Raw genomic sequence first — 14,586 nt, 5'->3', positions numbered from 1 at the left:
CCCCGTCGCGGTTTTGGGTCATCCCCAGTTCAGACAGGTGGTCTGTTTCGCAGATACCCATCAAATCCATTTTTGCCGTCTTTGTCGCCAAGACCCGATTGGCCCCAGCCCTCGTGAAGACCCTGCACCTGCGCCCCCTTTTTGCACGGTCGAGGCAACAGTCGCCGAATTTGAAGCGCGGGCTCGTGCATCAGAGCACACTGTCATTGGTGAACAGATGAACGGGCCGGCTGCACGGGGTGCCGTCGTTCAGGAGATCTTGGCCAAAATGTCAGTCCTTTTTGTATGACAAAACCTAACAAAGGATAGGTCCAACTATGTTCGCCTTGTCAAGATATTTATGAGAATACGCATCAATTTCAGGGAATTTTCAAATCTCAGGGGATATTCTATTTGAAAGATGTACTCTTTTATCATACCAAATCGATGAACAGGCGCAAAACTGAGTATCTTGGGAGAGCGCCGTCGACCGAGTCACGGAAAGGCAGCGGCAAAATGGGGGAGGCCATGAAATCCACGATTTGCAGCAGCGCCATCCCCTCGCGCAGGCGCGCCCCCAAAGACCGCGCCGCCGATGCACCCGAACAGGAGATCGAAACTCCGACTCTGAAACCACCCTGCATGTGGCGGGCGGCATCACACGACCCGGCTGCCGCCAACGATACCTTGTTACGGCAACTGGCCGCTGGCGAGGATGACGTGCGCATCACAGTGATTTGGAGGTAACGTGACCGAGGAATTCGATCATATCGTTGTCGGCGGCGGCTCGGCCGGTTGTGTGGTGGCCGCTCGTCTGGCTGGCGATGGTGGCGCAAGGGTGCTGTTGCTGGAGGCTGGTCACTCGCATCGCCACCCGCTGCTGGACATGCCACCCGGTATCTTCAAGATGATAAACGGCTCGAAATTCATGCGGTATCACAAGACAGTGCCGCAGGCGCATCTTGGAGGGCGGGTACACGACATCCCGCAGGGAAATGTGCTGGGAGGCGGGTCGTCGGTGAACGCCCAGGTCTACATGCGCGGGCGCCCTTCGGACTATGACGATTGGGACGACATTCTGCGTGGCAACAATGATCGGGTCGGATGGGGGTGGGACGACGTGCTGCCGCATTTTAGCGGAATGGAAGCCAACAACCGCCTCAACGACGATCTGCACGGGACCCATGGACCGATGCTGGTATCTGACCCCGGTCATATCAACGAATTCTCGCGCTGGTTCGTGCAGGCGGTCCAGGCCTTGGGCGAGCCGTTCAACCCGGATTTCAACGGCACCTCGCAGCGCGGCGTTGGTTTCTATCAGTTCATGAACCGCCACGGCAAACGCAGCTCCTCCGCATATGCCTACATAGCACCGCAGGAGGACAACCCCCGGCTCACGGTGCGCCTGCATTGTGCGGTACAGAACGTTATCATCGAAGAGGGCCGCGCGGTCGGCGTGGCGTACCGGGACAAGGCTGGCAAGACCGTCCACGCGCACGCAACCGGAGAGGTGGTTCTGGCTGCCGGTGCGCTGGTGACGCCCAAGCTGCTGATGCTGTCGGGGATCGGGCCAGCCGATCACCTCAAATCTCATGGTATCGCGTGCGTGGCGGACAGCCCTGGCGTCGGGCAAAACCTGATCGATCACCCCGAAGTTCCCATCACCGCAGTGGCGAATGGGCCTTACGGCTACTTCCGGCAAGGCGTCGGCTGGCGGATGCTGCGCAACGGGATGCAGTTTAAACTCTTCGGTACCGGTCCGATAACATCGGCAGGCGTTGAGGCGGGGGCATTCGTGAACCCGACCGCCCCCGCCGAGGCGCCAACGATCCAGGCGTTTTGCGTGCCGATTGTCTACCTCGACCGCGATACGCGCGACGAAATCGCAGACGACTATGGCGTGACCGTCACCACCGTCGTGATCAAACCGAGGTCGCGCGGAACGGTGCGGCTTGCTTCTGGCGATCCGTCGGCGATGCCTTTGGTGTCTCCAAACCTGCTGGCCGATCCCGCCGACATGCAGGATATGATCGATGGCCAGCGGTTCTTTCTGCGTGCATTTGCGGAGAGCCCCCTGGCGGATCATGTGCGCCGGGTGGCTCTTCCTCGTCCGGGTGATTTATCTGATGAGGCGCTCGCCAGCCATTGCCGACGGTTCGTCAAGACCAACTACCACCCCGCCGGTACCGCCAAGATGGGGGCTGACGGTGACAAGGCCGCGGTACTGGACGCCCGGATGCGGGTGCGCGGCATCGAGGGGCTGCGCATTTGCGATATGTCGGCGGTTCCCAACATCAATGCCGGAAACACCAATGCGCCGGCCATGATGCTGGGCGACAGATGTGCGGATCTCATCATGGGACGGCTTTGAACGAGTTCCGGCGTCAACCGAGTTCGGATGTCTCGGCCTTGCATGGCTGTCGCGTGTTTTTTCAATCGGCTGACCAGCCTGCGTTGGCTCAATCGAGGGGTCGAAAGAATCGCGCTGTGATCGCCAATGAGGTCCAGCTTCTCAAGACGTCAACCGATCGATTTTGGCGGATGAGTGCAGCCCGAGCAAAGGTCAAGGGTCGTTGTCCATGTCTTGATCGAGCGGTAGGTAAGCGCGGCAAGCCTTTGATTTCTTGTTGTCCGAACGGCTGGATGGAGCGGCTGCAATCCTTGTTGCTCGGTCCGGTCACATATGCCCAAACGAGCCCTTGAGCATCGCGGCGTCGGTTCAGATATCCATACGATTGATCTTGGTGCCGTTCACGGTCAAATCCAGCCGCGCACCTTTTTCGTCAAAGACAAAAACGACAATACCGGGGTTGGTGCCAGACAGGCTGGTTCGGGCGGATGAACTTTCGTCCATTACCGTGATTTCACTCTCGGCTGTCACCTCATAGTCATCTTTGGCCGTGAAGTCCCTGATCGCTATCTGTTTCATGAACATGGCAACATAGCCATGCGTTTCAAACCCCATCTGCGCACCGAATGTTAAGCTCGTCGTGCGGTAGTACCCGATGCTCTTGCCATTTTCTCGCAAGACCCCCTTGCCGCGCTTGCCGCCGATGCCCGCCAGCCCGGTTTCGGTCACCTTCGGAAAGATCAACATGGCCAAAGCCGATTCTGAAAGCGTCTTTGCCTCGGCATTGCTCGCCAGCAGCACTTGCAATACGGTATCTGACGCCTTGTCGATTTCGGCACGTTCCGCGAGATTTTCGGCCATGGCGCCGTGCGCGCCCAAGCAGGCCGTCAACCCTACAGTGACCCCGAACTCTAGAAATCTGCGGCGGCTCTGGCGGTGCATGTCATATCCGATCATTGGAGTTCTTATGGTAACAGATCAAGTGTTGATGGTATAGTCGGGGGGGCGTAGGTCAGGGCTTGCCAAGCCGTTCGCCGATCCTGCTCTGACGGTCAACGCTCTGCGGACGATCCAACCCATCGGGCGAGGTCCGGTGCCGCGCAAAACGGGATGGTGTCAAAATGGATGATCAGCCGTTATGCTTTGTCGCAGAAACGCTGTTCATTGGCCTTGGAGAATGAGCGATGCCATTCGGTCGCCGGAAATTCTTGAAGACGGGCACGGCGTTGACCTTGGGGTCGGTGCTTGCGAAAGCGACCGATGCCGCGGCAGATTCAGTCAAAGCTGACCCCGAGAATGATTTTCGGAATGTTCTGGAACACCTCCGGTTGGCGCTCAACGAACGTGGGTTCAGCCAGATCCCCGCACAGCCGATCGTGTCGGAAATGATCGACTATAACGGAGGACTTAGGCACGATTCCGATCTGGGGCAGCTTGAAGCAGCTCAGTTTGTGGTTCAGCCCTGCGCTCGTCTGGCAGATATCGAAGAGCGCGAACGCGCGGATATCTTGCCGTTGTTTCATGAATGTGCGTGTCGACACGCCGAGGGCGTCGACCCCGGTGCCAATGCACGGATGCTGGTGAGATTACTCACTGATGAATTCGGGCTTGATCCTACACGTCTTGCCTTTGTGAGTGTGCCGATCGCAGAAGCGATGCGCCCTGATATGGCCGATCTTGGGTTTGATTTTGATGAGAAGGTTTTCATACGGGACCAGGACGAAGCCTTCGCAGCACGCGACTCGTCGGGCTTCTTCTTCCAGGATCCTTCCTTACCGGACCATATGGTGACAATGGGTGTGTATTACCGCTTGTCTGAAGATGGCGCAGCAGCTCTGACGGCTTACCCGCCGCCACCTGACTGGAGCGAGATTGCCGAGATTGTGATTGATGGGGCGTCACCACAGGTCTTTGCCATTGGAGTCGAGAGACTCGCTCTTGTCACTTCGGGGCGATTTCCATCCTGGCAACACCGCCTTGCAAGATTGCGCGACGCCGTCGCAAACGACTCGAGCGGGCGTGAACCGCCACCCGGAATGTCGCGCTATGAGTGAGGGCCAGCGTCCGAAGCCATGACAATCCTGCTGGCCCAGAATGCGGATGGGCCTGAATTCGGCTGCGGTGATGGCACGTATCAAATGTGAATGTTCGCCGAGCCGACGGGGCCACGGGATGTCGGGCTTGCGGTGCATGACCTGCTCGTCGGTGCAGGAACGTTGATTGTAGTTGCCGAAACTTGCCAACCCATCATTCGCAGGCGACGAGCGGCTTGATATCACGATTGGAACTGCGGTGCGGTTTGTGCCGTGTCGGCGCGGCGAGGTGCCACTGTTTCCGCTGGTTGGGAACCGGCTGGCCCCCGGTTTCATTCAGTCAGTGATGGGAAAGCTGGACTGATCGCCTCCGCGCGGTGTTAGATCAAACCCGGCGACCATCGCCGAACAAGCGAACCATCTCAGGGAGACGACCAATGTGTGATGTATGCGTAATGAACGCCGTCAAGGACCGGATGCTGTCCCGCCGATCCTTCTTCAAGGCTGGCGCGGCAGCAACGGCCACGGCGGCATTTACCGGTGCAAGCACCTCTGCGGCAATGGCCGCGGGCCATGGCGGCGTGGTCGACATGACCCATGCCTATGACGACACGTTCCCGACCTATTTCGGCGCGCCGGGCATAACCGCCGAACAGCTCTTCAAATTCGACAAGGACGGTTTCAACCTGTTTCAGCTGACAGTCAACGAACACACCGGCACCCATGTGGATGCACCGCTGCACTTTTCGGCGGATGGGCAATCGGTGGATGAAATTCCGGTGACCAGCCTGGTCTGCCCGCTCGCGGTGATCGACATTGCTGCCCGCGCCGCCGAAGACGCGGATACGCAGGTCACCCCCGATGACATCAAGGCATGGGTTTCCGCCAACGGGCCGATTCCGGACGGCGCCTGTGTTGCGATGCATTCCGGCTGGGCGGGCAAGACGGGGGGCGATGGGTTCCGCAACGCGGATGGCGAAGGGAAAATGCACTTTCCCGGCTTTCATGTCGATGCGGCGGCCATGCTGATCGAAGAAACCGGAGCGGTCTCGATCGCCGTGGACACGCTGTCGCTCGATCACGGGCCTTCGGCGGATTTCGCCACGCATTACGCCTGGCTGCCGACCAACCGCTATGGCATCGAATGCCTTGGTGGGCTGGATCAGGTGCCGGCATCCGGGGCAACGCTTGTGGTCGGTGCGCCCAAGCACAAGGGCGGCAGCGGCGGCCCGGCCCGCATCTTTGCGATGATCTGATGGGAACCGTTCCACTCTTGTCCGATGAAGAGGTCAGCGCTGAGGCGCTGGCTGTCTTCGAGGAGATCCGCAAGGTTCGCCAGACGGATTTCATCAACAATTTCTGGCGCGCGCTGGCCCATGATCCGGAACTTTTGCGCGCCACATGGGATCGGCTCAAGATGGTGATGGCGCCGGGGGCACTGGACCCGCTGGTCAAGGAACTGATCTATGTCGCCGTGTCAACGGCCAACGGTTGCGAGTATTGTGTGCATTCCCACACGGCGGCGGCCAAGGCCAAGGGCATGACGCCCGAAATGCATGGCGAATTGCTCGCCGTCATCGGCATGGCGGCGCAGACCAACGCGCTGGTTACAGGCTTGCAGACACCGGTGGACGAGTCGTTTCGGACATGAGGGAAGTGGGGTTCCCGAGTGCGGCGCGAACAGGAGACAGCGATGGATACTGACAAGCAATCCGAGGGTCTGCCAGCCTTCGATGCAGATTTCGCCCTCGTCGAATACAGTGAACTCAGATCGCTCGTCACCAACTATGGCCGCGCAATCGCCGAGACCGAACGCTATGCCGTCACGGGTGCCGCCGCACTGGCCGCCTTTGCCGCCTCGGAACTGGGCGACGGGCTTGCGGACGCGCGACAACTGATCGCCGCCATTCCGGCCATTCTGTTGGTGCTGGCCGGCTTGCGTTGCATGACGATCTACTGGGTTCTGAAAGAGGCGCTCCGACATGTCCGGCGGCTTGAGGAGAACCTCGTATCCCACCCCAAGATCGGCTTTCAGCGCCAGTATCGCGGGCGATGGAACCGTATCAACCGCCCGATCGAACTGATCATGGTCGCATACTGGGTCATCGCCATCGGTGCTGCGGTCATGTTCTGGTTCGCTCTGGCCACTTGAGAAAGGGTCACGCCGCATTCCCGTCGCCATGGCCTGCTTCTGACCCGCCAGTCAACCGAGGGTCTGTCGATGGCCCAACGCTAAACCCTGTTTCACTGCAGGAGGTGGGTCAACAAGCGCCCAGCCATTCGCAGGGTGCACAGCGGCTATTCGAAAACGCGCCTAGTAGATGGCCCGCTCGCGCCCTACCTCACTGACACGGGAGGAGATCACACTACGACAGGAATTGTTTCCAATGTCACACTACACAGCAGACCACCAAGCCTTTGCCCCCACGGGCAACCCGATCAGTCGCTTCTTTTCCGCAATCGGAAATGCGCTGGTCAGCATGAGCACGTCAAATGCGCGCGTCCGTCAGGTCGAAGCGCTGCAGCGTCTCAGCGATGAGGAACTGAAGGAACGCAACCTGAAACGCTCGGACATCGTGCGCCACGTTTTTCAGGACGCCTTCTGGACCTGACAACAATCGGGGGGCGGTCCTGACCGCCCCCCCGATATACCTCCATACTCCCGGCGATCATTGTCACAGCACCGCGCCCATTCGCACGGTACAATCGAACAGTGATGCGCGTTTTCTCCGCCCCACGGCGCTGCATCTTGATGATCGCCAACCGCTGCTGGTCGGTCCGTCCAGAACCATATCTTTGAGACATGGCATTGACCTGTTCCTCGACTACGGCGAGGAGCTTCAAGTTTTCGCCGCGCCCGGACCCCTTGTCGGTAGTGACAAGCGAAGCCCTTGCACGGATAGGGCGAGCACTGCATTTTCCTGTGTGCCGAGGTCAGATTGGGCAGGAGTATGAAACGGAAGGTGAATCCTGTTCCGGCGCTTGGCGATGCGGCATACCGCTTGGCAAATTTCATCTGAAACGCCTGCAAGGTCACGAATATCTGACCTGTAATTCCCGCGCGTTTACGCTAGAGTGCCGTCTGCGGGTTGCAGTGCTTGAGTAGGTATAAGTAGGAACGGAATGGGTTTCGCGATTAGATTCATCGCAGTTTGCGCGTTTTGCGTCATTGCCGGTGTCGCTTCGGCGACCACCGAACGGGTTGCGCTTGTTCTTGGACTTGGCGCCTATCAAACCATCGAACCACTCGACAACACCCGCAGCGACGCCCGCGCCATCGCACGCACACTGGAAGGAATCGGGTTTGACGTGACCCTGTCACTGGATGCCACCGGTGATCAGCTCCGCCAGTTGATGGACGATTTTGCCTTTCGCTCCGAAACCGCGGATCTTGCTCTGATCTACTTTGCCGGTCACGGAGTCGAGGTGCAGGGCGAGAACTTCCTGATCCCGGTCGATGCGGAAATCCGCTCGAATCTTGATGTGCAGCGCCAGTCGATCTCGCTCAAGCAATTGCTGGCCTCGGTCGAACATGCCCGCAAGATGCGGATCGTCATTCTCGACAGTTGCCGTGACAACCCGTTGGGCGACGCGATTGATCTTGCAAAATCAACGCCTGTGCCGGTTCAGGCCACCGATCAGGCGACGCGTGGCGGCGGCGGTCTGGCCCCGGCCCGACCCGATCGCGGAACGCTGGTCGCCTTTGCCGCGCGGGACGGTCAGGTTGCCCTTGATGGGACTGGCGAAAACAGCCCCTATGCGCAGGCGCTGATTTCCAAGATGGCAGAGCCCGGGCTGGAGATCAGCCTGATGTTCCGGCAGGTGCGCGATATGGTCCTGCAGGAAACCAATAACCTGCAAGAGCCGCATACCTACGGCTCACTGACGGGCGTTCCATTCTATCTGGCCGGGGCGGCGGCTGGGCAGATCGACATATCGGGCATTGCCGGACAGGCCGCATGGGCCGCGATCAAACCCGATCAGGAAGACCAACTTCTGGCCCTCGCGAAACTGGGTGACACCCGCTCGATGCTGGGCCTTGCTTATATGCGGCTCAATCCGAACGAAGGTCGTTTTGACCCCGAGCAGGCGGTCGATTTCCTTGAAAAGGCCTCGGCTGCCGGGTCCGCCGAAGCACAGTTCGAACTTGCCAAGATCTATGAACGTGGCACCGGCGTGCCGGTCGACGAAGTGCGCGCGCTTGAACTGTATCAGGCATCGGCCGTGCAGGATTATGCGGATGCGATCAACGATCTCGGCTTCATGCACTATCAGGGAGGGCTGGGCCTGCCCGCCAATCCACAAAAGGCGCTGGAGTTCTTTGAGCGCGCGGCGGATTTGCGGCACCCGCAGGCCTTGTTCAATTTCGCGGCCCTGATCGATGACGGTCTGATCAAGAGCAAGGGGCCCGGGGATGCTGCCGACTATCTCTATTCCGCACTGCGTTCAGGGAGTTCGGATGTGCTCGACCTGCTAACAACCCGGCCCAACATGTTCAGCCGTCAAACCCGCCGCGCGCTGCAATCCCGTCTGAAGGACTTCGGTTTCTACGCCGGCGCCATCGACGGCGAATTCGGCCCTGGCACGCAAAAGGCGATCCGACTGGCCTATGGGTTGAAGAACTAGCACACGTTCCGCGAGCCCTGCGGCCCCGCGGAGCAGCACCCGACCTATGGCCAATTGAGTCCTCCCTGCGAAAATGAAGGGGTTACGGCCCGGCGTTTTCGACAGGATCCGGCGTTTTTGCATCAGGGTAGTGGCAGGCGACACTTTGACCGGAAGCAAATTCGACCAGATCAGGTCGCGCGCGTGCGCAAAGTTCCGTGGCGATGGGGCAGCGGGTGCGAAACGGGCAACCACTGGGCGGGTCAATCGGGCTTGGCACTTCTCCCCTCAGGATGACCCTGTCGCGCCGCGCGGTTGGATCAGGCAATGGCACCGCTGACAGCAACGCCTTCGTGTAGGGGTGGCACGGCGCGGTGAACAGTGTGTCGCGATCCGCGATTTCCATGATCCGACCCAGATACATGACGGCAACGCGATCACTCAGATGCTCGACCACCGCCAGATCATGCGAGATAAAGAGGATCGCAAGGCCGAGATCGCGTTGCAGGCGCATCAGAAGGTTGATGATCTGGGCCTGAACCGACACGTCCAGCGCAGAAACCGCTTCATCGCAGATGATGAAATCCGGTTCGGATGCCAGCGCACGCGCGATACAGAGGCGCTGTCGTTGACCTCCCGAGAACTGGTGCGGCATCCGATCCATGATGTCAGGTGAGAGTCCGACCGTTTCCAGCAGGTCCGCCACGCGGTCATGCCGCGCTGCCCGAGACGGCACGAGACTGTGGCTGCGCAGCGGTTCCGATACCAGCGCTTCGACCGTCATGCGCGGATTCAGACTGGAAAAGGGATCCTGAAACACGATGTTGAGCCGCTTGCGAAAGGGTTTGAGACTGCTTTCGGCCAGCCCGTCGATCCGTTCGCCGTCAAGCATCAACTCCCCGGACGTCAGGTCCAGCAGGCGCGCGACACAGCGTCCGACGGTCGACTTGCCGCAACCGGATTCGCCAACAAGGGACAGTGTCTCGCCGGGCTGCACGGCAAAGCTCACACCGTCCACCGCCTTGACATGTTTCACGGCGCGCCCCAGCAAACCGCCGGGGATCGGAAAGTACTTCTTCATGTCGCGCACTTCGACGAGCGCATTGTTATCTGGGCCGGGCTCATGCACCTGCGTTCAACGGCTCCCTTGGGGCGAAATGACAGGCGGCAAAATGATCACGCGCCTTTTGCTCGAGAGCGGGGTCGATACGGTTGCAAACGGCCTCCGCGCGGGGGCATCGCGGAGCAAAGACACACCCCTGCACAGGGTCTGTCAGATCCGGGACACGGCCCGGAATCTCGGCCAGTTGCTCTTGCGGTGCGCCGCTGCGCGCACGGCCCAGCTTTGGCACCGCATTCATCAGGCCCCTGGTGTAGGGATGCCGGGGATTGGCAAACAGGTCCAACACGCTCGCCTCTTCCACCTTGCGCCCCGCATACATCACCAACACCCGTTCGGCGAACTCGGCAACCACGCCCAGATCATGTGTGATCAGCAGGATCGCGGTTCCGGTGCGTTTGCGCAGGTCACGCAGAAGGTCGAGAATTTGCGCCTGGATGGTCACATCCAGAGCTGTCGTCGGCTCGTCCGCAATCAGCAGCGCTGGATTGCAAGCCAGCGCCATCGCAATCATCGCACGTTGGCGCATGCCGCCGGATAGCTGATGGGGGTACTCGTCAACGCGCTGTTCGGGTGACGGAATACCGACAAGCGTCAGCATCTCGATCGCGCGCGTACGGCCCTCCCGCACGCCGATCTTCGTATGCAGGCGCACGGCCTCTCCGATCTGTTTCCCGATGGTGTAGACAGGGTTCAGCGAAGACATGGGTTCCTGAAAGATCATGCTGATCTCGCCACCGCGCAGGCGGCGCATCTCGCGTTCGGAGTTTTGTGACAAATCCGCGCCGCGAAACGTGATCTCACCCGCGATCTTGCCGGGCGGTGTCGGGAGCAGACGGAGCACAGACATCGCCGTGACCGATTTGCCGCAACCGGACTCGCCGACGATGGCCAGCGCCTCCCCCTGATCAATGGAAAAAGACAGCCCGTCAACCGCGCGGTTCACGCCACGGTCCGTCTGGAAATGGACCTGCAGGTCGATAACGTCCAGAAGGCCCATCGCGATTACATCCGCTTTGCCAGGCGCGGATCAACCGCATCCCGCAATCCATCACCCAACAGATTTACTGCGAGCACCGTCAGCGAGAGGAAGATCGCCGGAAAGAACACGATGTTCGGCTTGACCTGCCACAAAGCCCGCCCCTCGGCCATGATATTGCCCCACGAAGGTATAGACGTCGGCAGCCCCGCGCCGATGAACGACAGGATCGCCTCGGTGATCATGGCGGAGGCGCAGATATAAGTCGCCTGCACCGTGATGGGGGCAATGGTATTGGGCAGGATGTGCTGGCGGATGATCCCGAATTTTGACGTACCGCAGGCCACCGCTGCCTCTACATAGGCGAGTTCACGCACCGACAGCACCGCCGAGCGAGTCAACCGTGCGACCCGCGGGATTTCCGCCAGCGTGATGGCCAGTATGACATTGAAAACCGATCCGCCCCGCAGCAGCGTCATCAGGGCAATGGCCAACAGGATGGCGGGGATTGACATCATCCCGTCCATGACCCGCATGATCAAACCGTCCGCCCAACGGGTGAATCCGGCAACCAGCCCGATCACCATGCCTATGGCCGAGGCCAGCACCGCAACGCCCAGCCCAACGATCAGCGACACCCGGGCCCCGTAAATGCAGCGCGAGAAAACATCCCTGCCCAGCATGTCGGTCCCGAAAAAGGCGGCGGCCGATGGCGGCCGCACCCGCATCGCCGGGTTCAGCGCTGCCGGATCCGTCGTCGCGATAACCGGCGCAAAGATCGCCAGAAGCACCACCAATCCCAGCAACACTCCACCCAGCCACATGGTGGGATGACGGCGCAGCGACCGGATCATCCGCGAGTGATTTTTGGGCGCAGCCAGGATTGCCGGCATGGGGCGCGCAGCCGCGTATTTTTCGGGGTCACGAGGCAGGTCGGTCAATATCTGATCCTCGGGTCGATCACGGTGTAGCTCAGGTCGATCAGCAGGTTGATGACGACATAGACAAAGCTGAAGATCAGGATCACCGCCTGTATCACCGGATAGTCGCGTCGCAGGATCGAATCGACGGTCAGCCGACCCAGACCGGGCAGCGCGAACACGCTCTCGATCACCACGGCACCGCTGATAACCAGGGCAATGCCGATCCCGACAACGGTCACGATCGGCACGGATGCATTCCTGAGCGCATGCACGAAGAGGACCGAGCGTTCAGACACGCCCTTGCCGCGCGCGGTGCGGATGTAATCCTGCTGCATGATTTCCAGCATGGTGGCGCGGGTAATCCGCGCGATAATGGCGATGTAGAAGGTGGCGAGCGTGAACGAGGGCAGCAACAGGCTGCGCAGCCATGGCCAAAACCCGTCTGCGAAAGGCGAATAGCCCTGCACCGGCAACCAGCCCAGTTGCAAGGCCAGCGTCCAGGCGAGGACATAGCCAATTACGAACACCGGCACGGAAAAGCCCAGCACCGCGAAGAGCATGATCACCCGGTCCAGGACACTGCCATGTTTCCACGCCGCGAGCACACCCAGGGGCACGGCCACCACGATGGCGATGATCATGGTCACCACCATCAACGACAGCGTCGGCTCGACCCGTTGCAGGATCATTGTCGAAACCGGCAGTCGGGTAAAAATTGACGTGCCAAAGTCTCCCCGCATCACACCCGTGGACCATTCGACAAAGCGCACCGGAAAGCTGCGATCCAGACCGAGGTCGGTGCGGATCGCCTCGATTTCCGCCTGCGTGGCCTGATCGCCTGCGAGGATCGCCGCCGGATCGCCGGGCGTGATGTAGAGCAGGCTGAAAACAAACACCATCACGAACAGCACGACCGGTATGGTCGCGAGAATGCGGCGAAGAATGTAGCTGGCCATCAGAGGTGTGCTTTCCGGGCGCGACCCAGCGGGCCGCGTTGCCGTTTACTGGTACGGTTTACGTTCGGCGGATATTCCAGAACATGTCGACCGACCCCTGCAATGCGCCGTCAAGGTCCGCACGCACTGCACCGGAACGATAGGACAGCCCGAGCGGAAGTGTCGGCACCCTGTCGATTGCGCGTTGCTGTACGTCGAGATAAAGCTCGGCCGCCGCGTTTTCGTCCGCCGCCGCCAGCCAATCGACGACAAGCTGTTCCATCTCGGCATCTTCATACCAGCCCCACCAGCCTGAATCGCCAAGCCCCCTCGTTGTTGCATTGGTTGCCGGGTTGTTGATCGAGATCGCGGGCCAATTTGTTGCGGCCAGGTTCCAGCCACCGTTTTCGACCGTTTCCTTGGAGACCCGGCGTTGCACCACGGTGCCCCAATCGGTCTCCACCAGATCGACATTGAACCCGATCTTGCCAAGAAGATCGGCGGCCAGCAGTCCATGCGGGTGAATCGACGCGATATCGGTGGGGTTGAGGATGACCACCGGCTCTCCCTTGTAGCCAGCATCGATCACGGCCTGTTTCGCGGCCTCGATATCCAGGCTGCCGATGATGCCCTTGCCCACTTCCTCGACGTTCGGCGTTCCACAGGGGAACAGCGCCAGGCATTCCTCGCGATCCGCCTCGTTCGCCGCGACCGATTGCAGGAACGGCAGCTGATCCACGGCCTGCATCACGACACGCCGCAACTCCACGTTGTCAAATGGCGCGATCAGGTGATTGAAGCGTATGACATGCATGATGCCATAGGGATCCGTGCGGTGAAGGTTCACGTCCGGATGCATTTCGAGGATCGGTTGAAGGTCGGTGAGAACCGCGCCCAGCCAGTCGACCTCGCCCGCCTGAATGGCGGCGATTGCGGTGGCCGCGTCCGGGATGATCTGCCATTCCAGCCGGTCGAAATTGACCTGCTTGCCGCCCGATGTCCATTCGGCTGCACCTTCGCGTGGGACGTAATCGGCGAATCTTTCATAGATCACGCGATCACCGGACACGTATTCGTCTGCCAGGAACCGGTAAGGGCCGGAGCCGACCATCTCGGTGATCTGGGTTTGAGGATCGGTTTTTGCAAGCCGCTCGGGCATCATCATGGCAGGGCGAGAATGCGGCTTGCCGATGGCATTCAGCAGCGGACCAAACGGACGGGTCAACTTGATCACGATCGTCTTGTCATCCGCGTGACCAAAGGACTCGGTCGCGGCATTCAGGGCCTGCCCGAAAGGATCGCGCTGTGCCCAGCGGGCGAGGCTTGCGGCACAATCCTGCGCACGCACCGGTTCGCCGTCGTGGAATTTCAATCCGTCGCGCAGCGTAATCCGCCACTCCAGACCATCATCGGATACCGTGTGCCCCTCTGCCATCTGTGGTTGCGGCGTCTGGCTGGCGTCGACTCCATAGAGCGTATCGAACACGCAGTACCCATGCGTCACCGAAACCGCCGCAGGTGTGAAAATCGGGTCAAGGACTGTCAGGTTCGACGCAGGTACATACTTCAGAACCTTGGTATCGCCGGATTGGCCAAGAGCAGGCATCGACAGGAACGGGGTCGCCGCAGCGGCTCCCAGCAGTGTACGGCGTTTCATCATGG

The 14,586-nt window shown here is 60.2% G+C and carries 15 protein-coding genes; 9 read left to right on the top strand and 6 right to left on the bottom strand.

Going from position 1 to position 14,586, the window contains the following annotated elements:
• Positions 1-507 precede the first annotated feature (507 nt).
• Both QO231_RS11935 and QO231_RS11930 read left to right on the top strand, forming a co-directional pair.
• Positions 508-726, top strand: coding sequence for a hypothetical protein (locus QO231_RS11935; protein ID WP_316776376.1), 219 nt, complete (start codon positions 508-510; stop codon positions 724-726).
• A gap of 1 nt (position 727) precedes the next feature.
• Positions 728-2,350: a GMC family oxidoreductase gene (locus tag QO231_RS11930; RefSeq protein ID WP_316776373.1), complete on the top strand. Its 1,623-nt coding sequence runs from the start codon at positions 728-730 to the stop codon at positions 2,348-2,350.
• A 348-nt stretch (positions 2,351-2,698) separates the two neighbouring features.
• Here QO231_RS11930 and QO231_RS11925 read toward each other — a convergent pair whose 3' ends face one another.
• Complete coding sequence (locus QO231_RS11925; RefSeq protein ID WP_316776370.1) at positions 2,699-3,286, bottom strand: lipid-binding SYLF domain-containing protein; 588 nt, start codon at positions 3,284-3,286, stop codon at positions 2,699-2,701.
• 227 nt (positions 3,287-3,513) lie between these two features.
• Here QO231_RS11925 and QO231_RS11920 point away from each other — a divergent pair, with 227 nt between their 5' ends.
• The 7 genes from QO231_RS11920 (at position 3,514) to QO231_RS11890 (ending at position 8,988) form a co-directional block, all read left to right on the top strand.
• Entirely contained in the window at positions 3,514-4,383 is an 870-nt protein-coding gene (locus tag QO231_RS11920; protein WP_316776367.1) for a hypothetical protein, read from the top strand.
• A gap of 172 nt (positions 4,384-4,555) precedes the next feature.
• Positions 4,556-4,726, top strand: coding sequence for an urease subunit beta (locus QO231_RS11915; protein WP_316776364.1), 171 nt, complete (start codon positions 4,556-4,558; stop codon positions 4,724-4,726).
• A 73-nt stretch (positions 4,727-4,799) separates the two neighbouring features.
• Positions 4,800-5,618 carry a cyclase family protein gene (locus QO231_RS11910; protein WP_316776362.1) on the top strand — a complete coding sequence of 273 codons (819 nt, stop codon included), beginning with the start codon at positions 4,800-4,802 and terminating at the stop codon, positions 5,616-5,618.
• Positions 5,618-6,013: a carboxymuconolactone decarboxylase family protein gene (locus QO231_RS11905; RefSeq protein ID WP_316776361.1), complete on the top strand. Its 396-nt coding sequence runs from the start codon at positions 5,618-5,620 to the stop codon at positions 6,011-6,013. The genes QO231_RS11910 and QO231_RS11905 overlap by 1 nt, the downstream gene beginning before the upstream one ends.
• A 42-nt stretch (positions 6,014-6,055) precedes the next feature.
• A complete protein-coding gene (locus QO231_RS11900) occupies positions 6,056-6,514 on the top strand; it encodes a hypothetical protein (protein WP_316776359.1) in 459 nt (152 codons plus the stop codon).
• Positions 6,515-6,749: 235 nt separating this feature from the next.
• Positions 6,750-6,974, top strand: coding sequence for a DUF1127 domain-containing protein (locus QO231_RS11895; protein WP_316776358.1), 225 nt, complete (start codon positions 6,750-6,752; stop codon positions 6,972-6,974).
• Between the two features lie 511 nt (positions 6,975-7,485).
• Positions 7,486-8,988, top strand: a complete 1,503-nt coding sequence (locus tag QO231_RS11890; protein WP_316776356.1) for a caspase family protein — start codon at positions 7,486-7,488, stop codon at positions 8,986-8,988.
• Positions 8,989-9,070: 82 nt separating this feature from the next.
• Here QO231_RS11890 and QO231_RS11885 read toward each other — a convergent pair whose 3' ends face one another.
• The 5 genes from QO231_RS11885 to QO231_RS11865 are packed head-to-tail and all read right to left on the bottom strand — an operon-like array spanning position 9,071 to position 14,584.
• Positions 9,071-10,096: an ABC transporter ATP-binding protein gene (locus QO231_RS11885; RefSeq protein ID WP_316776355.1), complete on the bottom strand. Its 1,026-nt coding sequence runs from the start codon at positions 10,094-10,096 to the stop codon at positions 9,071-9,073.
• Positions 10,089-11,087 (bottom strand): ABC transporter ATP-binding protein, encoded by a 999-nt coding sequence (locus QO231_RS11880; RefSeq protein ID WP_316776354.1) that lies wholly within the window; start codon positions 11,085-11,087, stop codon positions 10,089-10,091. The genes QO231_RS11885 and QO231_RS11880 overlap by 8 nt, the downstream gene beginning before the upstream one ends.
• A 5-nt stretch (positions 11,088-11,092) precedes the next feature.
• Positions 11,093-12,007, bottom strand: coding sequence for an ABC transporter permease (locus tag QO231_RS11875; RefSeq protein WP_316776353.1), 915 nt, complete (start codon positions 12,005-12,007; stop codon positions 11,093-11,095).
• The gene (locus QO231_RS11870) at positions 12,004-12,945 is read right to left on the bottom strand and encodes an ABC transporter permease (RefSeq protein WP_316776352.1); all 942 of its coding nucleotides are present in this window, start codon (positions 12,943-12,945) and stop codon (positions 12,004-12,006) included. The genes QO231_RS11875 and QO231_RS11870 overlap by 4 nt, the downstream gene beginning before the upstream one ends.
• A 58-nt stretch (positions 12,946-13,003) precedes the next feature.
• The gene (locus QO231_RS11865) at positions 13,004-14,584 is read right to left on the bottom strand and encodes an ABC transporter substrate-binding protein (protein ID WP_316776351.1); all 1,581 of its coding nucleotides are present in this window, start codon (positions 14,582-14,584) and stop codon (positions 13,004-13,006) included.
• Positions 14,585-14,586: the final 2 nt, after the last annotated feature.

It is taken from the genome of Sedimentitalea todarodis (genome assembly GCF_032595355.1).
GTDB lineage: Bacteria > Pseudomonadota > Alphaproteobacteria > Rhodobacterales > Rhodobacteraceae > Sedimentitalea > Sedimentitalea todarodis.
Note: the sequence above shows the minus strand (reverse complement) of the source record. Positions and strands in the feature narration are given on the sequence as shown.

What these genes read in the sequence shown, in the direction of transcription:
- QO231_RS11935 (WP_316776376.1), top strand. Translation starts at nt 508, where the DNA reads ATGAAATCCACGATTTGCAGCAGCGCCATCCCCTCGCGCAGGCGCGCC.
- QO231_RS11925 (WP_316776370.1), bottom strand. Translation starts at nt 3,286, where the DNA reads ATGATCGGATATGACATGCACCGCCAGAGCCGCCGCAGATTTCTAGAG.
- QO231_RS11920 (WP_316776367.1), top strand. Translation starts at nt 3,514, where the DNA reads ATGCCATTCGGTCGCCGGAAATTCTTGAAGACGGGCACGGCGTTGACC.
- QO231_RS11910 (WP_316776362.1), top strand. Translation starts at nt 4,800, where the DNA reads ATGTGTGATGTATGCGTAATGAACGCCGTCAAGGACCGGATGCTGTCC.
- QO231_RS11905 (WP_316776361.1), top strand. Translation starts at nt 5,618, where the DNA reads ATGGGAACCGTTCCACTCTTGTCCGATGAAGAGGTCAGCGCTGAGGCG.
- QO231_RS11900 (WP_316776359.1), top strand. Translation starts at nt 6,056, where the DNA reads ATGGATACTGACAAGCAATCCGAGGGTCTGCCAGCCTTCGATGCAGAT.
- QO231_RS11895 (WP_316776358.1), top strand. Translation starts at nt 6,750, where the DNA reads ATGTCACACTACACAGCAGACCACCAAGCCTTTGCCCCCACGGGCAAC.
- QO231_RS11890 (WP_316776356.1), top strand. Translation starts at nt 7,486, where the DNA reads ATGGGTTTCGCGATTAGATTCATCGCAGTTTGCGCGTTTTGCGTCATT.
- QO231_RS11880 (WP_316776354.1), bottom strand. Translation starts at nt 11,087, where the DNA reads ATGGGCCTTCTGGACGTTATCGACCTGCAGGTCCATTTCCAGACGGAC.
- QO231_RS11870 (WP_316776352.1), bottom strand. Translation starts at nt 12,945, where the DNA reads ATGGCCAGCTACATTCTTCGCCGCATTCTCGCGACCATACCGGTCGTG.
- QO231_RS11865 (WP_316776351.1), bottom strand. Translation starts at nt 14,584, where the DNA reads ATGATGAAACGCCGTACACTGCTGGGAGCCGCTGCGGCGACCCCGTTC.